Here is a 20,075-nt window from a genome sequence, read left to right as displayed (position 1 = left end):
GAAAAACTCCTCCACACCAACGAGGAAGACGACGACGACGGCGATGACGAGGAAGACGAAAGCGACGCCTAGCGTCCCGGCCGCGAGTAGCCTCACAGCCACCGATCGGGGGCAAGGAGGCACCAGGTGTCGTATGTCCTCGCCACGCCCGAATGGTTGTCGGCTGCTGCCGAGGATCTGGCCGGGATCGGGTCCGCGGTCGACGCGGCGAACACGGCGGCCGCGAACTCCACGACGTCGCTGCTGGCGGCCGGCGCCGACGAGGTGTCGACGAGCATCGCCGGCCTGTTCGGCGCGCACGGCCTGGCATTCCACGAGATCACCGCGCAAGCGACGCAGCTGCACGAAAAGTTCGTGCTCACCCTGCAGGCCAACGCCGGTACGTATCTGAGCACCGAGATCGCGACTGCCGAGTCGCTGTTGGGGTCCCCGCTCATCCCGGGCGCGGCGGCGGGCACGCGGATCACGGTTCCCGGCGCGGGACCGCTGTACTACCCGAACTTCATCACCGAGCTGCCGTATCTGGGGCAGTTGCTCTATGCGGGCAGCATCCCGGGCCCCATTTCCGTGTCGATCCTGCAGGGGTACGACCTGCTGAACCACGCCATCGGCGAGAATTGGTTCCCCGGCACCACTTCCCAGGTGGTCAACTACCCGGCCAGCATCGGCCTCATCAGCGGGAGCCTGGCCGCTCCCGGCGTCAACGAGGCCCTCGCCATGGGGCAGCGGGCGCTCAACGACCAGATCTTCAATGCCTTCGCGAACGGCAGCGGTGCACCGGTGCGCATCGCCGCGCTGTCGGAGGGAACGCTCGTCGTCAACCGCGAATTGGCCGCCCTGGCGGCCGACCCGACGGCTCCACCGCACAGCGCCCTGCAGTTCGCCCTGTTCAACGGGCCCGAGACCGGCCTGTTCCACATCTACCTGCCGAACGGCGTGACCGTGCCCTTCGTCGACTACACGTCGCAGGGCCTGCCGAACACCCAGTACGACGTCAGCGTGGTGTTCGGCCAGTACGACTTTTTCGGCAACCCGCCCGACCGGCCCTGGAACATCCCGGCGTGGGTCAACGCGCTGGCCGGCGGGATCTACCACCACAACACCACATCGCTGGCCTCGATGTCGGACGCGGTGCAGGTGTCCAGCACGACCACTTCCCTGGGCGGCACCATCACCACCTACATGGTCCCGTCACCGACCCTGCCAATGTTGTTGCCGCTTCAGCAGATTGGCGTCCCGCAACCGATCGTCGACAACCTCAACTCGTTCCTGGAACCGATCGTCAACGACGGCTATTCGTCGCTGACACCGAACGCGGGGCCGTACTTCTCCCAGGGCGTGCTGCAAGGCTTGCCCCCGCTGCCGAACCTCTTCTGGTGACGCGAACGAACTACGCGGCCAACGCCGCCCGGATGCACACGGTCACGTACGGCAGCGCCAGACCGTTCGAATTCGCCAGCGCCGGATGGGTGGCCAGCAACTGGCGCACCTGGTCGAGCGTGCGGGTGCGGACCTCGGTCGGCGAGGTGATGCAGTAGCTGCGCGACGCCACCAGGTCGATCAATGCTTGCGGCGTAAGGTAATTCGTCCACTCGATCTGATGACGCTCGGGCTCGGTGAACGACGCCGACAGCGACACGTCGAAGCGGCCCCGGTCCCCGTCGGAGCCGATGATCTCGCCCAGCTCGCGCACCCAGCCCAGCCGCTCGTCGCGGGTGTTCCACACCAGGCCGAGCCGCCCGCCGGGCCGCAGCACCCGGGCCACCTCCGGGATGGCGCGCTCGGGATCAACCCAGTGCCACGCCTGGGCGACGACCACCGCGTCAACGCTGTTGTCCTCCAACGGAATCTCTTCCGCCGTGCCCAGCAGGGCCCGGGTCTCCGGCAGCGAGGAGCGCAGTACCTCGAGCATGTCCGGAATCGGGTCGACGGCCACCACGTCCAGGCCGCGTTCCACCAGCCGGGTGGTCAGCTTGCCGGTGCCCGCGCCCAGATCCAGCACGCGGCGCGCGCCGCGCGGGATCAGCCAGTCGATGGCCTCCGGTGGATAGGAGGGGCGGCCACGCTCGTACGCGGCGGCCGCCGAGCCGAACGAGAGGGAGCGTTCCTGGCCCGAGCGGATCACCGCCGGCCCCGATCAGCCGAGTCCGCCAAATCGAGCGTCTTTCGGATCAACTTGCCGACGGCCTCGGACTCCACCAGGAACCCGTCGTGCCCGCAGATGGAGTCGACGACGTGCAGCTCGGAGCAGCCGGGCAGCAGCTCGGCCAGCTCCTCCTGCAGCCGCAGCGGGTAGAGCCGGTCGGAGGTGATGCCCCCGACCACCACCGGCACCGGGCATCCGCGCAGGGCGCGCTCGACGCCGCCACGGCCCCGGCCGACGTCGTGACTGCTCAGCGCCTCGGTCAGGACGACGTAGCTGCCAGCGTCGAAGCGGGCCAACAGCTTGTCGCCCTGGTGCTCCAGGTAGCTCTGCACGGCGTAGCGGCTGTCCCCGCCGCCCTGCTTGTCGTTGGCGAAGCGGGTGTCCAGCTCGACCTCGCCGCGGTAGGTCAGGTGCGCGAAGCGGCGGGCGATGGTCAGCCCGGCGTCCGGCGACTGCCCGGTCTCGTAGTAGTCGCCGTCGTGCCAGTTCGGGTCGGCCTTGATGGCAGCGACCTGCGTGGCCTGCGTGCCGATCTGGTCGGCGGTGGCGCGCGCGCCGACCGCGAGCAGCAGCCCGGCCCGCACCCGGTCGGGGTGGCCGACGATCCACTCCAAAGCCCTTGCGCCGCCCATGGATCCGCCGACGACGGCGGCCACCCGGTCGATGCCCAGGGCGGCCAGCGCGGCGACGTCGGCCCTCACCTGGTCACGCACGGAGATCAGCGGAAACCTTGAGCCCCAGGGCTTTCCGTCCCGGGCCAGCGAGCTGGGGCCGGTGGAGCCGCGGCAGCCGCCGAGCACGTTGGTGGCCACCGCGCACCAGCGGTTGGTGTCGATCGGCGCTCCCGGCCCGGCCACGCCGTCCCACCAGCCGGGCGTGGGATGCCCCGGACCGGCGGGCCCGGTGATGTGCGAATCGCCGGTGAGCGCGTGCAGCACCACCACCACGTTGTCGCGCGTCGGCGACAGCTCGCCCCAGCGCTGCACCGCGATGCAGACGTCGTCGATTACGGCACCGCTTTCGGTGGTCAGCGAGCCGATGTGGACGAGGCCGATCTCGCCTTCGGCGGGCAGCGTCTGCGTCGGGACGTCGGAGATCGTCATGTCGAAACCCCTCAGAACGCCGCCACGGCCTGCGGGTCGGCCGCCCCGGCACCGATCTTGCGGGCCGCGGCGAAGCCGAGCTCCAGGTCGGCGAGGATGTCGTCGATGCCCTCGATGCCGACGGCCAGCCGCACCAGGCCGGGGCTCACGCCGGTGGACAGCTGCTCCTCGGGACTCAGCTGGGCGTGGGTGGTCGACGCCGGGTGGATCACCAGCGAGCGCACGTCGCCGATGTTCGCGACGTGGCTGTGCAGCTGCAGCGCGTTCACGAACGCCTTGCCGGCCTCGACACCGCCGGCCAGCTCGAACGCCAGCACGGCCCCGGTTCCCTTGGGCGCCAACTTCTTTCCGCGCTCGTACCAGGGCGAGCTGGGCAGCCCCGCGTAGTTGACCGACACGACGCCGTCATGGGCCTCCAAGAACTCGGCGACCCGCTGCGCGTTGGCGACGTGCCGCTCGACGCGCAGGCTCAGCGTCTCCAGGCCCTGCGCCACCAGGAACGCGTTGAACGGCGCGGCGGCCGACCCGAGGTCGCGCAGCAGCTGCACGCGGGCCTTGAGCGCGTACGCCGGCGGCCCCAGCTCGGCGAACACCACGCCGTGATAGCTGGGGTCGGGCGTGGTGAATCCGGGGAAGCGGCCCTGCGTCCAGTCGAAGGTGCCGCCGTCGACGATCACGCCGGCGATGGCGGCACCGTGCCCGCCCAGGTACTTGGTGGCCGAGTGCACCACGATGTCGGCGCCCTGGGTGAACGGCTGGATCAGGTAGGGCGTCGCGATGGTGTTGTCGACGATCAGCGGCACGCCGTTGGCGTGGGCGACCCCGGAAACCCCGGGCGTGTCGAGGATGTCGATCTGCGGGTTGGAAATGGTCTCACCGAAGAACGCCTTGGTGTTCGGGCGCACCGCGGCCTGCCACGAATCGAGGTCGTCGGGATCGTCGACGAAGCTGACCTCGATGCCGAGCTTCGGCAGCGAATAGTGGAACAGGTTGTAGGTGCCGCCGTAGAGCCGCGGGCTGGACACGATGTGATCTCCAGCACTCGCGAGGTTCAATATGGCGAATGTCTCAGCCGCCTGGCCGGAGGACAGGAACAGCGCGGCCACCCCGCCCTCGAGCGCGGCGATGCGTTGCTCGACGACGTCGGTGGTCGGGTTGCCGATCCGGGTGTAGATGTTGCCCGGGACCTCGAGCCCGAACAGCGCGGCGGCGTGCGCGGTGTCGTTGAAGACGTAGGACGTGGTCTGGTAGATCGGCAGGGCACGGGCGTTGGTCGCGGGGTCGGGACTCTGGCCGGCGTGGACCTGTTTGGTCTCGAACGACCAGTGCGCGGTCGGATCTGTTTCGGGGCTGGTTTCGTTGTTTTCAGAGCTCACGTGCGGTGTGCTTTCTTCTCAGAAGGGCATGAATTCGGGTATCGGGAAGTGCGCGGTCGAATTACCGACGGCAGACAAAACGACGCGAATGAGCTTGCTGAATGCGCATCACGTTTCCCCTCTAGTCAGGGGTCCGGTATGGCGGACCCGCGCTTGCCGCGCAGCCTGTGGCTACTAGACCTGGTCTTTCACCCGGGGCACCCCACCGCGGTTGGAGGGTTGCCGGCCAGCAAGCCGGGGCTTAGCGCTGGCGCTCATGACCGATGTGAAGCCTATCTCATAGCGGCTCGCCCATGCCAACAGAGATGCCAACAGAGATGCCAACACAGATGCCAACAGACCGGCTCGCCTGCGGGTCGACACCTGTCCAAACACCCTTGATAACGTGGCAACCAGAACGCTGAGAACCGATCCAATGATGCCGGGAGATGGACCGTGTGCGCCGAACAACCGACCGTCATCTACACGCTGACCGACGAGGCGCCGCTGCTGGCGACCTACGCGTTCCTGCCGATCGTGCGAGCCTTCGCCGAGCCGGCGGGCATCAAGATCAAGACCAGTGACATCTCCGTGGCCGCTCGGATCCTCGCCGAGTTCGGCGACTACCTGACCGAAGAACAGCGGGTGCCCGACGACCTGGCGGAGCTCGGCGAGCTGACGCAGCGGCCCGACACCAACATCATCAAGCTGCCGAACGTCAGCGCCTCGGTGCCCCAGCTGATCGCCGCCGTCAAGGAGCTGCAGGGCAAGGGCTACCAGATCCCGGACTTTCCGCAGAGCCCGAAAACCGACGAGGACAAGGAAATTCGCGCCCGGTATGGCAAATGCCTGGGCAGCGCGGTGAACCCGGTTCTGCGGCAAGGCAACTCGGACCGGCGTGCGCCCAAGGCCGTCAAGGAATACGCGCGCAGGCACCCGCACAGCATGGGGGCATGGTCGCCGGCCTCGCGCACCCACGTCGCCACCATGCGACACGGCGACTTCTACCACGGCGAGAAGTCGATGACGCTGGACCGGGCGCGCAACGTGAAGATGGTGCTGCGGACCAAGAGCGGGGAGACCCTCGAGCTCAAGCCGAAGGTCGAGCTGCGCGACGGCGACGTCATCGATTCCATGTTCATGAGCAAGAAGGCCCTGGTCGAGTTCTACGAGGAACAGATGCAGGACGCCTACGAGACCGGCGTGATGTTCTCGCTGCACGTCAAGGCGACCATGATGAAGGTCTCCCACCCGATCGTCTTCGGCCACGCCGTGAAGGTCTATTACAAGGAGGCGTTCGCCAAGCACCAGGAGTTGTTCGACGAGCTGGGCGTCAACGTCAACAACGGGCTGGTCGACCTCTACGACAAGATCGAATCGCTGCCCGCGACGCAGCACGAGGAGATCATCCGCGACCTGCACGCCTGCCACGAACACCGCCCTGAGCTGGCGATGGTCGATTCGGCCAAGGGCATCACCAACTTTCATTCGCCGAGCGATGTGATCGTCGATGCGTCGATGCCGGCGATGATCCGCGCCGGCGGCAAGATGTGGGGCGCCGACGGGCGGCAGAAGGACACCAAGGCCGTCAACCCCGAGTCGACCTTCTCGCGCATCTACCAGGAGATCATCAACTTCTGTAAAACCCACGGGCAGTTCGACCCGACGACCATGGGCACCGTCCCCAACGTCGGCCTGATGGCGCAGCAGGCCGAGGAATACGGCTCGCACGACAAGACATTTGAGATCCCCGAAGACGGCGTCGCCGACATCGTCGACCTCGACACCGGGGAAGTCCTGCTGACCCAGAACGTGGAAGAAGGCGACATCTGGCGGATGCCGATCGTCACCGACGAAGCGATCCGCGACTGGGTGAAGCTGGCCGTCACCCGGGCGCGAAACTCGGGCATGACGGTGGTGTTCTGGCTGGACACCGAACGGCCGCACGAGGTCGAGCTGCGCAACAAGGTCAAGAAGTACCTCAAGGAGCACGACACCGAGGGCCTGGAAATCCAGATCATGCCGCAGGTGTGGGCCATGCGCTACACGATCGAGCGCGCGATACGCGGGCAGGACACCATCGCCGCGACCGGAAACATCCTGCGCGACTACCTCACCGACCTGTTCCCGATCCTGGAGCTGGGCACCAGCGCCAAGATGCTGTCCATCGTGCCGCTGATGTCCGGCGGCGGGATGTACGAAACCGGGGCGGGCGGTTCGGCGCCGAAGCACGTCCACCAGCTGGTCGAGGAAAATCATCTGCGCTGGGATTCCCTCGGCGAGTTCCTTGCTCTGGGAGCCTGTTTCGAGGACATCGGCATCAAGACCGACAACCCGCGCGCCAAGCTGCTCGGCAAGACGCTGGACGCGGCGATCGGCAAGCTGCTGGAGAACAACAAGAGCCCGTCACGCAAGACCGGCGAACTCGACAACCGCGGCAGCCAGTTCTACCTGGCGCTGTACTGGGCCGGGGAACTCGCCGCGCAATCCGATGACGACGAGTTGCGCGAGCACTTCGCCGCGCTGGCCGAGGAGTTGAGCAAAAACGAGGACGCGATCGTGGCGGAACTCGCGGAGGCGCAGGGCGAGCCGGTCGACATCGGCGGCTACTATCGCCCGAACCCGGAGAAGACGACTGCAGTAATGCGGCCGAGCAAAACGTTCAACGAAGCGCTGGCGGCTTCGCAAGCCTCCTAGGGCTGAGAGCCGCGAAAAGAAGGTCGAACTCGATATGTCTGACGAATCCAAGATCAAGGTCAAGGGCCCGGTGGTCGAGCTCGACGGCGACGAGATGACCCGCGTCATCTGGAAGCTCATCAAGGACATGCTGATCCTGCCCCATCTCGACATCAACCTGGAGTACTACGACCTGGGCATGGAGCACCGCGACCGCACCGACGACCAGGTGACGATCGACGCGGCCTATGCGATCAAGAAGCACGGCGTGGGCGTCAAGTGCGCGACCATCACGCCGGACGAGGCGCGGGTTCACGAGTTCAACCTGAAGAAGATGTGGCTCTCGCCCAACGGCACCATCCGGAACATCTTGGGCGGCACCATCTTCCGCGAGCCGATCGTGATCTCCAATGTGCCGCGGCTGGTTCCGGGCTGGACCAAGCCAATCGTCATCGGCCGGCACGCTTTTGGCGACCAGTACCGCGCGACCAACTTCAAGGTCGACAAGCCCGGCACCGTCACGCTGACGTTCACGCCGGCCGACGGCAGCGAGCCCATGGTGCACGAGGTGGTGTCCATCCCCGAGGACGGCGGCGTCGTGATGGGGATGTACAACTTCAAGGACTCCATCCGCGATTTCGCGCGCGCCTCGTTCGCCTACGGCCTGAACGCCAAGTGGCCGGTGTACCTGTCCACCAAGAACACCATCCTCAAGGCCTACGACGGCATGTTCAAAGACGAGTTCCAGCGCATCTACGACGAGGAATTCAAGGAACAGTTCGAAGCCGAGGGCCTGACCTACGAGCACCGGCTCATCGACGACATGGTGGCGGCTTGCCTGAAGTGGGAGGGCGGCTACGTGTGGGCCTGCAAGAACTACGACGGCGACGTGCAGTCCGACACCGTCGCGCAGGGCTACGGCTCGCTGGGGCTGATGACGTCCGTGCTGATGACGGCCGACGGAAAGACCGTCGAGGCCGAGGCCGCGCACGGCACCGTCACCCGACACTTCCGGCAGTATCAGGCCGGCAAGCCGACGTCGACCAACCCGATCGCCTCGATCTTCGCCTGGACGCGGGGCCTGCAGCACCGCGGCAAGCTGGACGACACCCCCGAGGTGATCGAGTTCGCCCAGAAGCTCGAAGAGGTCGTCATCGCCACCGTCGAGGACGGCAAGATGACCAAGGATCTCGCCATCCTCATCGGCCCCGAGCAGGAGTACCAGAACAGCGAGGAGTTTCTGAACTCCATCGCCGAGAACCTGGAAAAGGCCCTAGCCGGCTGACTCCTCGCGGCCCGCGACCGGGCAGTGCTCCTCGATGAATTCGGTGATCACCCGGGTGATGCGCTCGGGCGCCTCGAACATCGGAATGTGTCCCACGCCGTCGAGCTTGGTGACCTGGTGACTGTCCTTGGGCAGCTGGTCGGTGAAATGCCGGCTGAACCGCGGGGACGGCAGGATCCGGTCCTTCTCGCAGATCACCAGATGGGCGGGGACGGCGTTCTGCGCGACCTCCCGCAGGCCGTGCAGCAGCAGCGCCTTGACCAGCAGCTGGAAGTAGGCCGGGCAGTGTGCGACGTCGTCGATGCAGCCGAGCAGTTGAGCGTCGCTGACGCCGTCGGGCTTGGCGCTGATCGCGTAGGTGGCCATTTGCCGGCTGAACGGCAGGCGCAGCACCTTGGGGCCGAACGCCCAGGCCGCCACCAGCAGGGGGATGCCCAGGACGAACTTGGCGATCACCTCGAACTTCGCCGGGGTCCACCGCGTCCAACCGCCGGCCGGGGCGATGCCGGTGACGCTGCGCGCCCGACCGCGGCGCTCCAGCTCGAAGGCGACCCAGCCGCCCAGCGAGTTGCCCACGATGTGGGCGGTCTTCCAGCCCAGTTCGTCCATCTGCTGCTCGACGTGGTCGGCGAGCACGTCGGACGACAAGAACCAGGTCCCGGCCTTCGGGCCGCCGTTGTGGCCGGCCATCGTCGGGGCGAAGACCTCGTAGCGGCCGGTGTCGGCCAGCTGCCGCGCAACGTCCTCCCACACCGCCTGCGACAGCAAGAACGGGTGGAGCAGCAGGATCGGTTCTCCGGAACCGAGATGGATCGGCGGACGGCTCCCCACGTTGCTCCCCATGGGTCCGACAGTAATGGCGGTACCGCCGGTACTGCAAACAACGGCCGGTCCGCGCGTGAAAAGATCGAGGAATCATGAGCACCGCTACCGGATCCAGCCGGCTTTTCTCCGGCGTGCAGCCCACCTCCGATTCGCTTCACCTCGGTAACGCGCTGGGCGCGATCACCCAGTGGGTGGCGCTGCAAGACGACCATGACGCGTTCTTCTGCGTCGTCGACCTGCACGCGATCACCATCCCGCAGGATCCCGAGGCGCTGCGACGGCGGACCCTGGTCACCGCCGCGCAGTACCTGGCGCTGGGCATCGACCCCGAGCGCAGCACGGTGTTCGTGCAGAGCCACGTGCCCGCCCACACCCAGCTGGCGTGGGTGCTGGGGTGCTTCACCGGCTTCGGCCAGGCGTCGCGGATGACACAGTTCAAGGACAAGTCCACGCGACAGGGCAGCGACTCGACCACGGTCGGCCTGTTCACCTATCCGGTGCTGCAGGCGGCCGACGTGCTGGCCTACGACAGCGACCTGGTGCCGGTGGGCGAGGACCAGCGCCAGCACCTCGAGCTGGCGCGCGACGTCGCGCAGCGGTTCAACAGCCGGTTCCCGGACACCTTCGTCGTCCCCGACGTGCTCATCCCCAAGGTGACCGCCAAGATCTACGACTTGGCCGACCCGACGTCGAAGATGAGCAAATCGGCGGCCACCGATGCCGGGCTGATCAACCTGCTCGACGATCCGGCGTTGTCGGCCAAGAAGATTCGCTCCGCGGTGACCGACAGTGAGCGCGAGATCCGTTACGACACCGAGGCCAAGGCGGGCGTGTCGAACCTGCTGACCATCCAGTCGGCGGTCACCGGGGTCGGCATCGACAAGCTCGTCGAGGGCTACGCCGGGCGCGGCTACGGCGACCTGAAGAAGGACACCGCCGAGGCCGTGGTCGAATTCGTGAGCCCGATCAAGGCGCGCGTCGACGAATTGATGGCCGACCGTGCCGAATTGGAGTCGGTGCTGGCGGCCGGGGCGCAGCGCGCCGAGGAGGTCGCCGGGAAAACCGTTCGGCGGGTTTACGATCGGTTGGGGTTCCTTCCGGTACCGGAATAGGGTTACGCATGAGCGAGCCGGCCAAGCCAGGCATCCTGGATCGGCTGCGTGCCCGGTTTCGATGGCTCGACCACGTCATGCGCGCCTATCAGCGTTTCGATGAGCGCAACGGTGGGTTCTACGCCGCCGGCCTCACCTACTACACGATCTTCGCGTTATTCCCCTTGCTGATGGTGGGTTTCGCGGCGTTCGGGTTCCTGCTGTCGCGCCGGCCGCAGCTGCTGAGCACGATCGACGACCACATCCGGTCCGCGGTGACCGGCGCGCTTTCGCAACAGCTGGTCGACCTGATGAATTCGGCGATCGACGCGCGAACCTCGGTCGGCCTGATCGGGCTGGCCACCGCCGCCTGGGCGGGCGTGGGCTGGATATCGCACCTGCGGGGCGCGGTGACCGAGATGTGGTGGGACAAGCGTATCGAGTCGCCGGGGTTCCTGCGCAACAAACTCTCCGACCTGCTGGCGATGGTGGGAACGTTCACCGTGGCGCTGGCCACCGTGGCGCTCAGTACGCTCGGGCACGAGGCGCCGATGGGCGCGGTGCTGAGATGGCTTGGTATACCGGAGCTTTCGGTGTTCGACTGGCTGTTCCGGCTGTTCTCGATAGTGATCTCGTTGTTCGTGTCGTGGCTGCTGTTCGCCTGGATGATCGCCCGGCTGCCCCGCGAGAAGGTCGACCCGGTCGCCTCGATGCGGGCCGGCCTGCTGGCGGCGATCGGCTTCGAGGCGTTCAAGCAGGTGGCTTCGCTGTATCTGAGGGCGGTCCTGCGCAGCCCCGCCGGGGTCGCCTTCGGCCCGGTGCTGGGCCTCATGGTGTTCGCCTACGTCACCGCGTACCTGGTGCTGTTCGCCGCCGCGTGGGCCGCCACCGCGTCCGACGACCCGCGGGCCAAGCACGTGGACCCCCCGCCGCCCGCGATCATCGCCCCGCGGGTGCAGCTGGACGAGGGACTGTCCACGCGTCAGACGCTGACCGCGGTGGGCCTGGGAGCCGCCGGGGCGTTGGCGTTCTCCCGGCTGGCCCGCCGGCTGCTCACGCAGGGAAAATGACTCCTGCTTTACACTCGGTACGCGAGCAGCTGCGCAGCGCGCGGTGACCTGCGTCACACAAGGAGCTACCTGTCCCATGAGTACGGGCGAATTCGAGTTCGTCATCGTTGGTGCGGGCTTCAGCGGCATCGGCGCGGCGATCCAGCTCAATCGGCTCGGCTACCAGGACATCGTCATCCTGGACCGCGAGGACGACCTCGGCGGGACCTGGCATGTCAACCGGTACCCGGGCCTCGCCGTCGACATCGCTTCCACCACCTACTCGTACTGGTTTGAACCCAACCCCTACTGGTCCCGCCTGTTCGCCCCCGGCCCCGAATTGAAGCGATACGCCGAGCACGTCGCCGACAAATACGACGTGCGCCGCTACATGCGGTTCAACACGGTTGTCGAAGGCGCGCGCTGGGACGAGGACGCGCACAGGTGGCGGGTGGAGTTGGCGGGCGGCGAAACGCTGACGGCGCGTTTCCTGATCACCGCGACGGGATTCCTGTCGCAGCCGCGTACCCCGGACATTCCCGGAATCGAGAGTTTCGCCGGCAAGGTCATCCACACCACGGCCTGGGACGACGACTACGACCTCGAGGGTCGCCGCGCGGCAATCATCGGAACCGGGGCGACCGCGGTGCAGTTGATCCCCGTGCTGGCCGGCAAAGTCGCCGACCTGACCGTGTATCAGCGGACGGCGATCCATGTGGTTCCCAAGATCGACTTCGCGATTCCCGCGTGGCTGCAGCGGGTGTTCGCCCGGGCTCCGAAGGTGCAGCGGCTCGTTCGGCATCTGACCGACTTCTTCTTCGAAATCATGATCGTGACGGGGGTGCTGCATTTCCGCACGTTCCGACGGCTGACCATCGTCGCCGCGGACCTGGCCAAGATCAGCCGGTTCGTCTCGATACGGGACAAGGAGCTGCGCCGCAAGCTGACGCCCGACTACGACTTCGGCTGTAAGCGGCCCACGTGGTCCAACAGCTACTACCGCACCTTCACCGAACCGCACGTGCACTTGGAGACCAACAGCATCGAGCGGATCGAGCCCGACGGCATCGTCACCGCCGACGGGCGCAAGACCGTCATCGACACCCTGGTGCTCGCCACCGGTTTCGATTTGTGGGACGCCAACTTCCCGGCGATCGAGATGATCGGCCGGCAGGGCCGAAACCTCGGAAAGTGGTGGCGCGAGAACAGGTTCCAGGCCTATCAGGGGATGTCCGTCCCGTACTTCCCGAACTACCTGAGCCTGGCCAGTCCGTACGGGTTCTGCGGCCTCTCGGTCTTCAACAACGTGGAGTACCAGATGCGGCACATGGACCGGCTTTTCGGTGAGCTGCAGCGGGTGGGTGCGACCGAGTTCGAGGTGACCGAGGAAGCAAACACCCGCTTCCTGGACCAGATGACCGAGCTCCTCGACGACACGATTTTCTACGCCGGCAACTGCGCCACCTCGCGGTCGTACTACTTCAACAGCAGCGGCGAAGCGAGTCTGCTGCGGCCGACGCCGACGGAAAACGCGGTCGAGGAAGCGTCAAGCTTCCCGTTGAGTGACTACGCGATCCGCTAACCCGCCAACCATTCGCCGCGCACCATGACGGCGCTCACCTCCGAGGCGCCGTCCAGCACAACCAGATTCGCGTCGTAACCGGCCCGCAGGGCGCCCACCCGCTCGAGGCCCAGCGCACGCGCCGGCGTCGTCGCCGTCATCGCCACCGCGGCGGCCAGCCCCGCATCTCCCGCGTCCGAGGCGGCCGCGTCGCGGAAGAGCCGATCCATGGTGGCGGTGCTGCCGGCGATCGTCGACGTCCCGTGCACCCGCGCGACGCCGGATACGACGTCGACCGGCACCGCGCCGAGCCGAAACGTTCCGTCGGCGCAGCCGGCCGCGGCTAGCGCGTCGGTGACCAGCGCGACGCGGTCGGGCCCAGCGGCCGCAACGACGGCGCGCGCCACCTCGGGGTGCACGTGCACGCCGTCGGCGATGAGTTCGACGGTCACCCCCGGGTCGCGCAGCAGCGCGAGGGCGGGCCCCGGTTCGCGGTGATGCAGCGGCGGCATCGCGTTGAACAGGTGGGTGCCGACCGTGGCGCCCGCGGCGATGGCCCGTTGGGTCTGCTCGTAGGTCGCGTCGGTATGACCCACGGCCACAACCACATTCGCGTCCAAGAACCGCCGGATCGCGTCGTCGGCGCCCGGCAGTTCCGGCGCCAGCGTGACCATCCGGATGGCGCCGCCGCCGGCGGCGAGCACGGCGTCGATCTCTCTCGCGTCCGGGTGGCGCATCCGGGTGGGGTCGTGCGCCCCGCACCGGGCCGGGCTCAGCCACGGCCCCTCCAGATGGATGCCCGCGATGGTGCCCCGTTGGGCGGCCGCGGCGAGCGCGCGGACGCCGGCGATCAGCTCGGCCGGCGCGGCGGTGACCAGGCTGGCGAGCGTGGTGGTGGTGCCGTGCCGCCTGTGAAAGTCTGCGGCCGCGTCGATGGTGTCGGGCGCGATGGAGGCCTCGGTGTAGGAGGCACCGCCGCCGCCGTGCACGTGCATGTCGACAAAGCCCGGCACCACAACGCAATCCGGGAAATCGCGGTCGGCCGGCCCGGGCGGCGGGCCGGCACCGCACGCCCGGATCCGCCCGCCGGACGTCTCGAGCCATCCCGGCCGGCAGACCTGCCCGTCGAAAACTATCGTCCCCGCCGAGATCAGTCCCATCGGCCGCCGTTTTCCCAGAAGTGCCTGATGTCCTCGAGCTGGCGCCCCTTGGTTTCCGGGGCATAGCGGTAGACGAAGCCGAAGGCGATCAGCGTGAGGACCACGAAAACCGCGAAAGTCCCCGCGCCGCCCAGCGAATGCAACAGTGTCAGGAAGACGGCGGCGATGATCGCGTTGGCCACCAGGTTGGATGTCAGCATGGTGCTGGAACCGATGGAACGCAGCCGCGTCGGGAAGCTCTCGCTGGCGTACACCCAGCCCAGCGAACCGAAACCCGCGGTGTAGCCGAAGATGAACAGCAGGATGCCGGCGAACCCGAAGACCAGGCCGGCGCCGCCCAGGCGGCCCTGGCCGAACACGGCCATCAGGACGAGGTCGGCCGCGATCATCATGGCTATGCCGCACAACAGGATTGGGCGCCGGCCCACCCGGTCGACCAGCAGCAGCGACGTGCCGACGGCCGCCAGCCCGGCGATCTGCACCAGTGCCGGCAGGGCCAGCAGCGCGAAATTGCCCGTGAAGCCCATCGCTTCGAATATCCGGGGGCTGTAATAGATGATCGCGTTGATGCCGGTGATCTGAATCAGGAAGCCGAGCGTGACCACGAAGACGGTGGCCCGCCGATACGGCGGTCGCAGCATCTCGGAAAAGCCGCCGCTGCCTTCGCTCAAGGCGGTTGCGATCTCGGCCAGCTCTGCGTCGGTGTTCGCGGTCGGCTCCGCGCGCAGCAGCGCGGCGCGGGCGTCGTCGACCCTGCCCTTGAGCACATACCAGCGGGCCGTGTCGGGCATCCGAATCAGCAAGGGCAGCAGCAGCATTGCGGGCAGGGCGGCAAGTCCCAGCATCCACCGCCAGGCGTGCGCGCCGGCCAGCAGGTAACCCGTCAGGTACCCGACGACGAGTCCGCTGACGATCGCAAGCTGATAGGCCGTCAACAGCGAGCCCCGCACCGCGGCCGGGGCCGACTCCGCCACGTACACCGGCACCACGACCACCGTCACGCCGATCGTCAGTCCCAGCAGGAAGCGCGCCGCCAACAGCATCGGCAGCGAGACCGAGAAGGCACCGAGAAGCGCGAACGCCGCGTAGGCGACGAGGATCGCCACCACCGATTTCTTGCGGCCGATCGCGTTCGCGAGCACGCCGGCGCCGAGCGCGCCGACGATCTGGCCGATCACCACCATCGTCGTCAGCAGCTCCTGCTGCCGGGTGGTGAGCCCGAAGTCTTCGGTGACGAACAGCTGCGCGCCGGCGATGATCGACAGGTCATAGCCGTAGATGAGGCCGACGCTGGCGGCGGTGAGTCCGAGCGGCAGCCCCCGCCGTGATCTCAACGGTGCTGCGGTCGGCGGTTCATTGAGCGTGCGACCATGATCAAACTAAACACGATGACGGTGCCGATCGCGGCGACACCCACCCGCACCGGCAGCGCGTCCGCTGACGGCATCAGCGGGGCGGCCTGGGCGCCTTGTCGGTCGGCGGCGCCGTCGTGTCGGGTGGGCATCAGCGACGGGTCGGGCTCGATCAGCGTGCCGACCTGAGTGCCCTGCGGCGTGGAAAACCCGTAATCCAGCAGGTGCGCCGCCTGCTCCCACGGCGCGATCGGCTGCCGCGTCCCGTGCAGCAGCACCGCCATCAGCCGCCGCCCGTCGTGGTTGGCCGCACCCACGAACGTCTGCCCGGCGTCGTCGGTGTAGCCGGTCTTGCCGCCCAGCGCGCCCGGGTACTTGTAGAGCAGCTGGTTGTCGTTTTCCAGCTCGTAGCCGGGATGGTCGCCGTGGCCGGGGAAGTCGAAGGTCCGGGTCGCGACGATGTCGGCGAAGGTGGGGTTCTGCCAGGCGTAGCGATAGAACAGGCCGATGTCGTAGGCCGACGTGCTCATGCCGGGGCCGTCCAGCCCGGACGGGGTCGCCACCCGGGTGTCGCGGCCGCCGAGCTTGGCGGCCAGCACGTTGATCTTGTCCAGCGCCTGCTGCATCCCGCCCAGCTGCACCGCCAGCGCGTGCGCCGCGTCGTTGCCGGAGTGCATCAACAGGCCGTGCAGCAACTGGTTGACGGTGAACACGCCGCCCTCGGTCACGCCGACCTTGGTGCCCTCGGCGGCCGCGTCGTCGGCGGTGCCCGCAACGGACTTGTTCAGCGGCAGCGCGTTGATGGACGCCATCGCGACCAGCACCTTGATGATGCTGGCGGGGCGGTGCCGGCCGTGCGGGTCCTTGGCGGCGATCACGGCGCCGCTGTCCAGGTCCGCCACCAGCCAGGCGTCGGCCGACACGTCGCCCGGCAGCGGCGGCGTCCCGGGTGCCGCGACGACGCCGCAACCGCCCAGCGCCTCGCCGCCGACCGGCTTGGGGGGCACCGCCAGCGGGATCGGCGGGTCACCGGCGGTCGGGACCTCCGAGGAGTCCACCGCGGGCGGGGTGTTCACCTGGTACGGGCAGTTGGGCGGCCCGGCGTTGGGGCCCGGGGGCGGTTCGGCGGACGCGAGCGGCGCAGCGATCGGCGCGGCGGCCAAGAAAACCACCGCTGCCAGGCACGACGCGGAACGTAACAGGCTCATTGTGATGAGCAGACTAGGCGATCCGGCACCGAAATTCCGGGAGCCGCGCTGTGACTGATGGGGCGGATGTTACAAAGCCGCCCGCCTGCCGGGGTGCGGCGCCGGCCCAGTACGCTGACACCATTCAAAGCAACGGGTTTTGGTCGAAATGGCGGCGCGACGGCGACGGTCCGCGGTCGCTGGAGCAACTGCTCAAACAGGTCGAGAAGGGCACCCAGGTTCGCAGTTCCGGGCACGAGCGAATCCTGGAAGAGCTGAAGTCGCATCGCGACAGCGCGGAGGGCGCAGACCTGAAGTCCGCGCTGACCTGGCTGTGCAACGCGCAGACCCGGCTGGGCAGCGACCCGACCACGGCCCATTCCCGCGAGGTGCTGCTGGCCGCGTACGAGGTCAAGCGGGTCCTCGCTACAGCCGGCCCGACTCCTCGCTGAGCACGCCGCGCAGGGTGGCCTCGATGGTGTCGAACTCGGGTTGGCCGCTGATCAGCGGCGGCGCCAGCAAAATCACCGAATCGCCGCGATCGTCCGTGCGGCAGTACATCCCGGCCTCGAACAGCGCCGCGGCCACCCGGACCAGCAGCGCCCCGCGTTCGTCGTCGGTGAAGGTCTGCTTGGTCGCCTTGTCCTTGACCAGTTCGACGCTGTAGAAGTACCCCTCGCCGCGCACGTCGCCGACGATCGGCAGGTCGTAGAGCTTCTCCAGGGTGGCGCGGAAGCTGGGCGCGTTCTGTTTGACGCGCTCGTTGAGGCCCTCGCGCTCGAAGATGTCGAGGTTGGCCAGCGCCACCGCCGCCGACACCGGGTGCCCGCCGAACGTATAGCCGTGCGGGAACATGGTTTTGGCGTCGTTGAACGGCTCGAACAACCGCTCGCTGGCGATCATCGCGCCCAGCGGCGAGTAGCCCGACGTCAGCCCCTTGGCGCAGGTGATCATGTCGGGCACGTAGCCGAAGTCTCCGATGTCTGATGAACAGGCGAACATCGACCCGATCCGGCCGAAGGCGCAGATCACCTCGTCGGAGACCAGGAGCACGTCGTACGAGTCGCAGATCTCGCGCACCCGCTCGAAATAGCCTGGGGGAGGCGGGATCGAGCCGCCCGCGTTCTGCACCGGCTCCAGGAACACCGCCGCGACGGTCTGCGGTCCCTCGAACTCGATCGCCTCGGCGATCCGGTCGGCGGCCCAGCGCCCGAACGCCTTGGGGTCGTTGGCGAACGGCTCGGGCGCGCGATAGAAGTTCGTGTTCGGCACCCGGAAGCCGCCCGGGGTCACCGGCTCGAACGGCGCCTTGTACTTCGGCAGGCCGGTGATCGCCAGCGCGCCCTGAGTGGTGCCGTGGTAGGCGACCGCCCGCGAAATAACCTTGTGCTTACCGGGTTTGCCGGTGAGCTTGAAGTACTGCTTGGCCACCTTCCAGGCGGTCTCGACGGCCTCGGTGCCGCCGGTGGTGAAGAAGATCCGGTTCAGGTCGCCCGGGGCGTAGCGCGCGAGACGCTCGGCGAGCTCGACCGCGGGCGGGGTGGCGTAGCCCCACAGCGGGAAGTACGCCAGCGTGCTCGCCTGCCGGGCGGCGACCTCGGCGAGTTCGGCGCGCCCGTGGCCGACCTGGACCGTGAACAGCCCGGACAGCGCGTCGAGGTAGCCCTTGCCGCGGTCGTCGAAGATCCTGACGCCCTCGCCGCGGGTGATGATCGGCGGTGCGATGCCCGTGCCGTGCCGGGCGAAGTGCAGCCACAGGTTGTCAGTCATCTCGTCCGCGAGCGTAGCCTCGCGATATGACCGCGGCCCAGCAGGTTGGCGAGTTCGAGGCGCTGCGACCGCATCTCATGTCTGTCGCCTACCGGCTGACCGGCACGGTGGCCGACGCCGAGGACATCGTCCAGGACGCCTGGCTGCGCTGGGACAAGCACGACAGCGAGATCAACGACCTGCGGGCCTGGCTGACCACCGTGGTGAGCCGGCTCGGCCTGGACCGGTTGCGGTCGGCCGCGCACCGCCGCGAGACCTACACCGGCAATTGGCTGCCCGAGCCGGTGGTCACCGGCTTTGACGGGGCGGACCCGTTGTCCGCGGTGGTGGCAGGCGAGGACGCCCGGTTCGCGGCGATGGTCGTGCTGGAGCGCCTGTCGCCCGATCAGCGGGTCGCGTTCGTGCTGCACGACGGGTTCGCCGTGCCCTTCGCCGAAGTGGCCGAGGTGCTGGGCACCAGCGAGGCCGCCGCGCGCCAGCTGGCGTCCAGGGCGCGCACGGCTTTGAAAAGGGAAGCCGCCGAACCGGCTCCGATATCCGGGCCGGCCGATCCCACCCACAACGAGGTGGTCGGCCGGCTGATGGCGGCCATCGCCGCCGGCGACCTGGAGGCCGTCGTCTCGCTGCTGCATCCGGGCGTGACGTTCACCGGCGATTCGAATGGCAAGGCGCCCACCGCCGTTCACGTCATTCAGGGATCGGACAAGGTGGCCCGGTTCATCTTCGGCCTGGCCCGCCGCTACGGCGACGCGTTCTTCACGGCGAATCAGCTGGCGCTGGTCAACGGCGAGCTGGGCGTCTACACCGCGGGCAGCCCCGGCGACGACGGGCACTGGGAGATGCGGCCGCGGATCCTGGCGATGACGGTGCGCGACGGAAAGGTCTGCGCGCTATGGGATATCGCTAACCCCGACAAGTTCACCGGCTCTCCCCTGGCCGGCCTGTCCTGAGGCCACGGCGAGGCCCAGGCGCAGCGCCCCGGCGGCTTCGGCGGCGGCTTCGGCGAACCGGCCGCCCAGGCCGACGAAGTTGAGGTACGCGTGCAGCAGATCCGGCTGCCGGCTGAGCGCCACCGGGACACCGGCGGCCCGCAGCTTGTCCGCGTAGGCGACCGCGTCGTCGCGGATCGGATCGAAACCCGCGGCTGCGATGTAGGCGGGCGGCAGGCCGGTGGCGTCGCCGTGCAGCGGTGACAGCCGCGGGTCGCGCGGATCGGTATGCGCCGGAATGTAATTGGCCAGCGCCCACCGCAGGTTCCGGTCGGTGAAGGTGGAGCCGCCGGCGAACAGGTCGTGCGAGGGCCGGCGGCCGGCGAGGTCCGTCGGGGGATACATCAGCAGCTGGAACGCCGGGATGGGGCCACCGCGTCGCACCGCCTGTTGCGCGGTCACGGCCGCCAGGTTGCCGCCGGCGCTGTCGCCCCCGACCGCGACGCGGCCGGGGTCCGCACCCAGGTCGGCGGCGTGGCGGTGCGCGTGCTCGAACGCGGCGATCGCGTCTTCGACGGCGGCGGGG

Annotated in this window: 17 protein-coding genes and 1 riboswitch; of the genes, 8 read left to right on the top strand and 9 right to left on the bottom strand. The window is 68.1% G+C overall.

Going from position 1 to position 20,075, the window contains the following annotated elements:
• The first annotated feature begins 126 nt into the window (after nucleotides 1-126).
• A complete protein-coding gene (locus tag N415_RS25440; protein ID WP_068187712.1) occupies nucleotides 127-1,380 on the top strand; it encodes a PE-PPE domain-containing protein in 1,254 nt (417 codons plus the stop codon).
• 10 nt (nucleotides 1,381-1,390) lie between these two features.
• Here the strand turns inward: N415_RS25440 and N415_RS25435 are convergent, their stop codons facing one another.
• Genes N415_RS25435 through N415_RS25425 form a run of 3 tightly spaced genes read right to left on the bottom strand, consistent with a single transcriptional unit; the run spans nucleotide 1,391 to nucleotide 4,625 of the window.
• Nucleotides 1,391-2,125, bottom strand: coding sequence for a class I SAM-dependent methyltransferase (locus tag N415_RS25435; protein WP_068187710.1), 735 nt, complete (start codon nucleotides 2,123-2,125; stop codon nucleotides 1,391-1,393).
• Nucleotides 2,122-3,249: a homoserine O-acetyltransferase gene (locus N415_RS25430; RefSeq protein WP_068187708.1), complete on the bottom strand. Its 1,128-nt coding sequence runs from the start codon at nucleotides 3,247-3,249 to the stop codon at nucleotides 2,122-2,124. Before N415_RS25430 ends, N415_RS25435 begins: the two co-directional genes overlap by 4 nt.
• An 11-nt stretch (nucleotides 3,250-3,260) precedes the next feature.
• A complete protein-coding gene (locus N415_RS25425; protein WP_068187705.1) occupies nucleotides 3,261-4,625 on the bottom strand; it encodes a bifunctional o-acetylhomoserine/o-acetylserine sulfhydrylase in 1,365 nt (454 codons plus the stop codon).
• Nucleotides 4,626-4,769: 144 nt separating this feature from the next.
• Nucleotides 4,770-4,887: riboswitch (SAM riboswitch) on the bottom strand.
• Nucleotides 4,888-5,060: 173 nt separating this feature from the next.
• On the opposite strand from N415_RS25425, the gene N415_RS25420 reads away from it, so the two are divergent.
• Both N415_RS25420 and N415_RS25415 read left to right on the top strand, forming a co-directional pair.
• Nucleotides 5,061-7,301: an NADP-dependent isocitrate dehydrogenase gene (locus N415_RS25420; RefSeq protein ID WP_068187703.1), complete on the top strand. Its 2,241-nt coding sequence runs from the start codon at nucleotides 5,061-5,063 to the stop codon at nucleotides 7,299-7,301.
• A 34-nt stretch (nucleotides 7,302-7,335) separates the two neighbouring features.
• A complete protein-coding gene (locus N415_RS25415; RefSeq protein ID WP_068106717.1) occupies nucleotides 7,336-8,565 on the top strand; it encodes an NADP-dependent isocitrate dehydrogenase in 1,230 nt (409 codons plus the stop codon).
• Here N415_RS25415 and N415_RS25410 read toward each other — a convergent pair.
• Nucleotides 8,554-9,351: an alpha/beta hydrolase gene (locus N415_RS25410; protein ID WP_068187715.1), complete on the bottom strand. Its 798-nt coding sequence runs from the start codon at nucleotides 9,349-9,351 to the stop codon at nucleotides 8,554-8,556. The genes N415_RS25415 and N415_RS25410 overlap by 12 nt on opposite strands.
• A 131-nt stretch (nucleotides 9,352-9,482) precedes the next feature.
• Between N415_RS25410 and trpS the strand changes: the two genes are divergently transcribed.
• The 3 genes from trpS (at nucleotide 9,483) to N415_RS25395 (ending at nucleotide 13,112) form a co-directional block, all read left to right on the top strand.
• Complete coding sequence (gene trpS, locus N415_RS25405; RefSeq protein ID WP_068187701.1) at nucleotides 9,483-10,502, top strand: tryptophan--tRNA ligase; 1,020 nt, start codon at nucleotides 9,483-9,485, stop codon at nucleotides 10,500-10,502.
• A gap of 8 nt (nucleotides 10,503-10,510) precedes the next feature.
• Nucleotides 10,511-11,551 carry an inner membrane protein YhjD gene (gene yhjD, locus N415_RS25400; RefSeq protein ID WP_068187699.1) on the top strand — a complete coding sequence of 347 codons (1,041 nt, stop codon included), beginning with the start codon at nucleotides 10,511-10,513 and terminating at the stop codon, nucleotides 11,549-11,551.
• Between the two features lie 76 nt (nucleotides 11,552-11,627).
• Nucleotides 11,628-13,112, top strand: coding sequence for an NAD(P)/FAD-dependent oxidoreductase (locus N415_RS25395; RefSeq protein ID WP_068106727.1), 1,485 nt, complete (start codon nucleotides 11,628-11,630; stop codon nucleotides 13,110-13,112).
• Here N415_RS25395 and nagA read toward each other — a convergent pair.
• Genes nagA through N415_RS25380 form a run of 3 tightly spaced genes read right to left on the bottom strand, consistent with a single transcriptional unit; the run spans nucleotide 13,109 to nucleotide 16,811 of the window.
• Nucleotides 13,109-14,251 carry an N-acetylglucosamine-6-phosphate deacetylase gene (nagA, locus tag N415_RS25390; protein WP_068187697.1) on the bottom strand — a complete coding sequence of 381 codons (1,143 nt, stop codon included), beginning with the start codon at nucleotides 14,249-14,251 and terminating at the stop codon, nucleotides 13,109-13,111. The two genes, N415_RS25395 and nagA, sit on opposite strands and share 4 nt — an antisense overlap.
• Nucleotides 14,242-15,585 (bottom strand): sugar porter family MFS transporter, encoded by a 1,344-nt coding sequence (locus N415_RS25385; protein WP_068187695.1) that lies wholly within the window; start codon nucleotides 15,583-15,585, stop codon nucleotides 14,242-14,244. The genes nagA and N415_RS25385 overlap by 10 nt, the downstream gene beginning before the upstream one ends.
• Nucleotides 15,582-16,811 (bottom strand): D-alanyl-D-alanine carboxypeptidase family protein, encoded by a 1,230-nt coding sequence (locus N415_RS25380; protein WP_068187693.1) that lies wholly within the window; start codon nucleotides 16,809-16,811, stop codon nucleotides 15,582-15,584. Before N415_RS25380 ends, N415_RS25385 begins: the two co-directional genes overlap by 4 nt.
• A 179-nt stretch (nucleotides 16,812-16,990) precedes the next feature.
• Between N415_RS25380 and N415_RS25375 the strand changes: the two genes are divergently transcribed.
• Nucleotides 16,991-17,242 (top strand): hypothetical protein, encoded by a 252-nt coding sequence (locus N415_RS25375; protein ID WP_068106779.1) that lies wholly within the window; start codon nucleotides 16,991-16,993, stop codon nucleotides 17,240-17,242.
• On the opposite strand, the gene N415_RS25370 is transcribed toward N415_RS25375, so the two are convergent.
• Nucleotides 17,217-18,560 carry an aspartate aminotransferase family protein gene (locus tag N415_RS25370; protein ID WP_068187691.1) on the bottom strand — a complete coding sequence of 448 codons (1,344 nt, stop codon included), beginning with the start codon at nucleotides 18,558-18,560 and terminating at the stop codon, nucleotides 17,217-17,219. The genes N415_RS25375 and N415_RS25370 overlap by 26 nt on opposite strands.
• A gap of 26 nt (nucleotides 18,561-18,586) precedes the next feature.
• Between N415_RS25370 and N415_RS25365 the strand changes: the two genes are divergently transcribed.
• Nucleotides 18,587-19,510 (top strand): sigma-70 family RNA polymerase sigma factor, encoded by a 924-nt coding sequence (locus N415_RS25365; RefSeq protein WP_068187688.1) that lies wholly within the window; start codon nucleotides 18,587-18,589, stop codon nucleotides 19,508-19,510.
• On the opposite strand, the gene N415_RS25360 is transcribed toward N415_RS25365, so the two are convergent.
• On the bottom strand, nucleotides 19,451-20,075 hold a 625-nt coding region (locus N415_RS25360), incomplete at its 5' end, for an alpha/beta hydrolase (protein WP_152531569.1). The genes N415_RS25365 and N415_RS25360 overlap by 60 nt on opposite strands.

This window comes from Mycobacterium sp. UM_CSW (assembly GCF_000455205.1).
GTDB lineage: Bacteria > Actinomycetota > Actinomycetes > Mycobacteriales > Mycobacteriaceae > Mycobacterium.
Note: the sequence above shows the minus strand (reverse complement) of the source record. Positions and strands in the feature narration are given on the sequence as shown.

Coding starts and splice junctions, on each gene's coding strand:
- N415_RS25430 (WP_068187708.1), bottom strand. CDS start 3,249: ATGACGATCTCCGACGTCCCGACGCAGACGCTGCCCGCCGAAGGCGAG.
- N415_RS25415 (WP_068106717.1), top strand. CDS start 7,336: ATGTCTGACGAATCCAAGATCAAGGTCAAGGGCCCGGTGGTCGAGCTC.
- trpS (WP_068187701.1), top strand. CDS start 9,483: ATGAGCACCGCTACCGGATCCAGCCGGCTTTTCTCCGGCGTGCAGCCC.
- yhjD (WP_068187699.1), top strand. CDS start 10,511: ATGAGCGAGCCGGCCAAGCCAGGCATCCTGGATCGGCTGCGTGCCCGG.
- N415_RS25395 (WP_068106727.1), top strand. CDS start 11,628: ATGAGTACGGGCGAATTCGAGTTCGTCATCGTTGGTGCGGGCTTCAGC.
- nagA (WP_068187697.1), bottom strand. CDS start 14,251: ATGGGACTGATCTCGGCGGGGACGATAGTTTTCGACGGGCAGGTCTGC.
- N415_RS25380 (WP_068187693.1), bottom strand. CDS start 16,811: ATGAGCCTGTTACGTTCCGCGTCGTGCCTGGCAGCGGTGGTTTTCTTG.
- N415_RS25370 (WP_068187691.1), bottom strand. CDS start 18,560: ATGACTGACAACCTGTGGCTGCACTTCGCCCGGCACGGCACGGGCATC.
- N415_RS25365 (WP_068187688.1), top strand. CDS start 18,587: ATGACCGCGGCCCAGCAGGTTGGCGAGTTCGAGGCGCTGCGACCGCAT.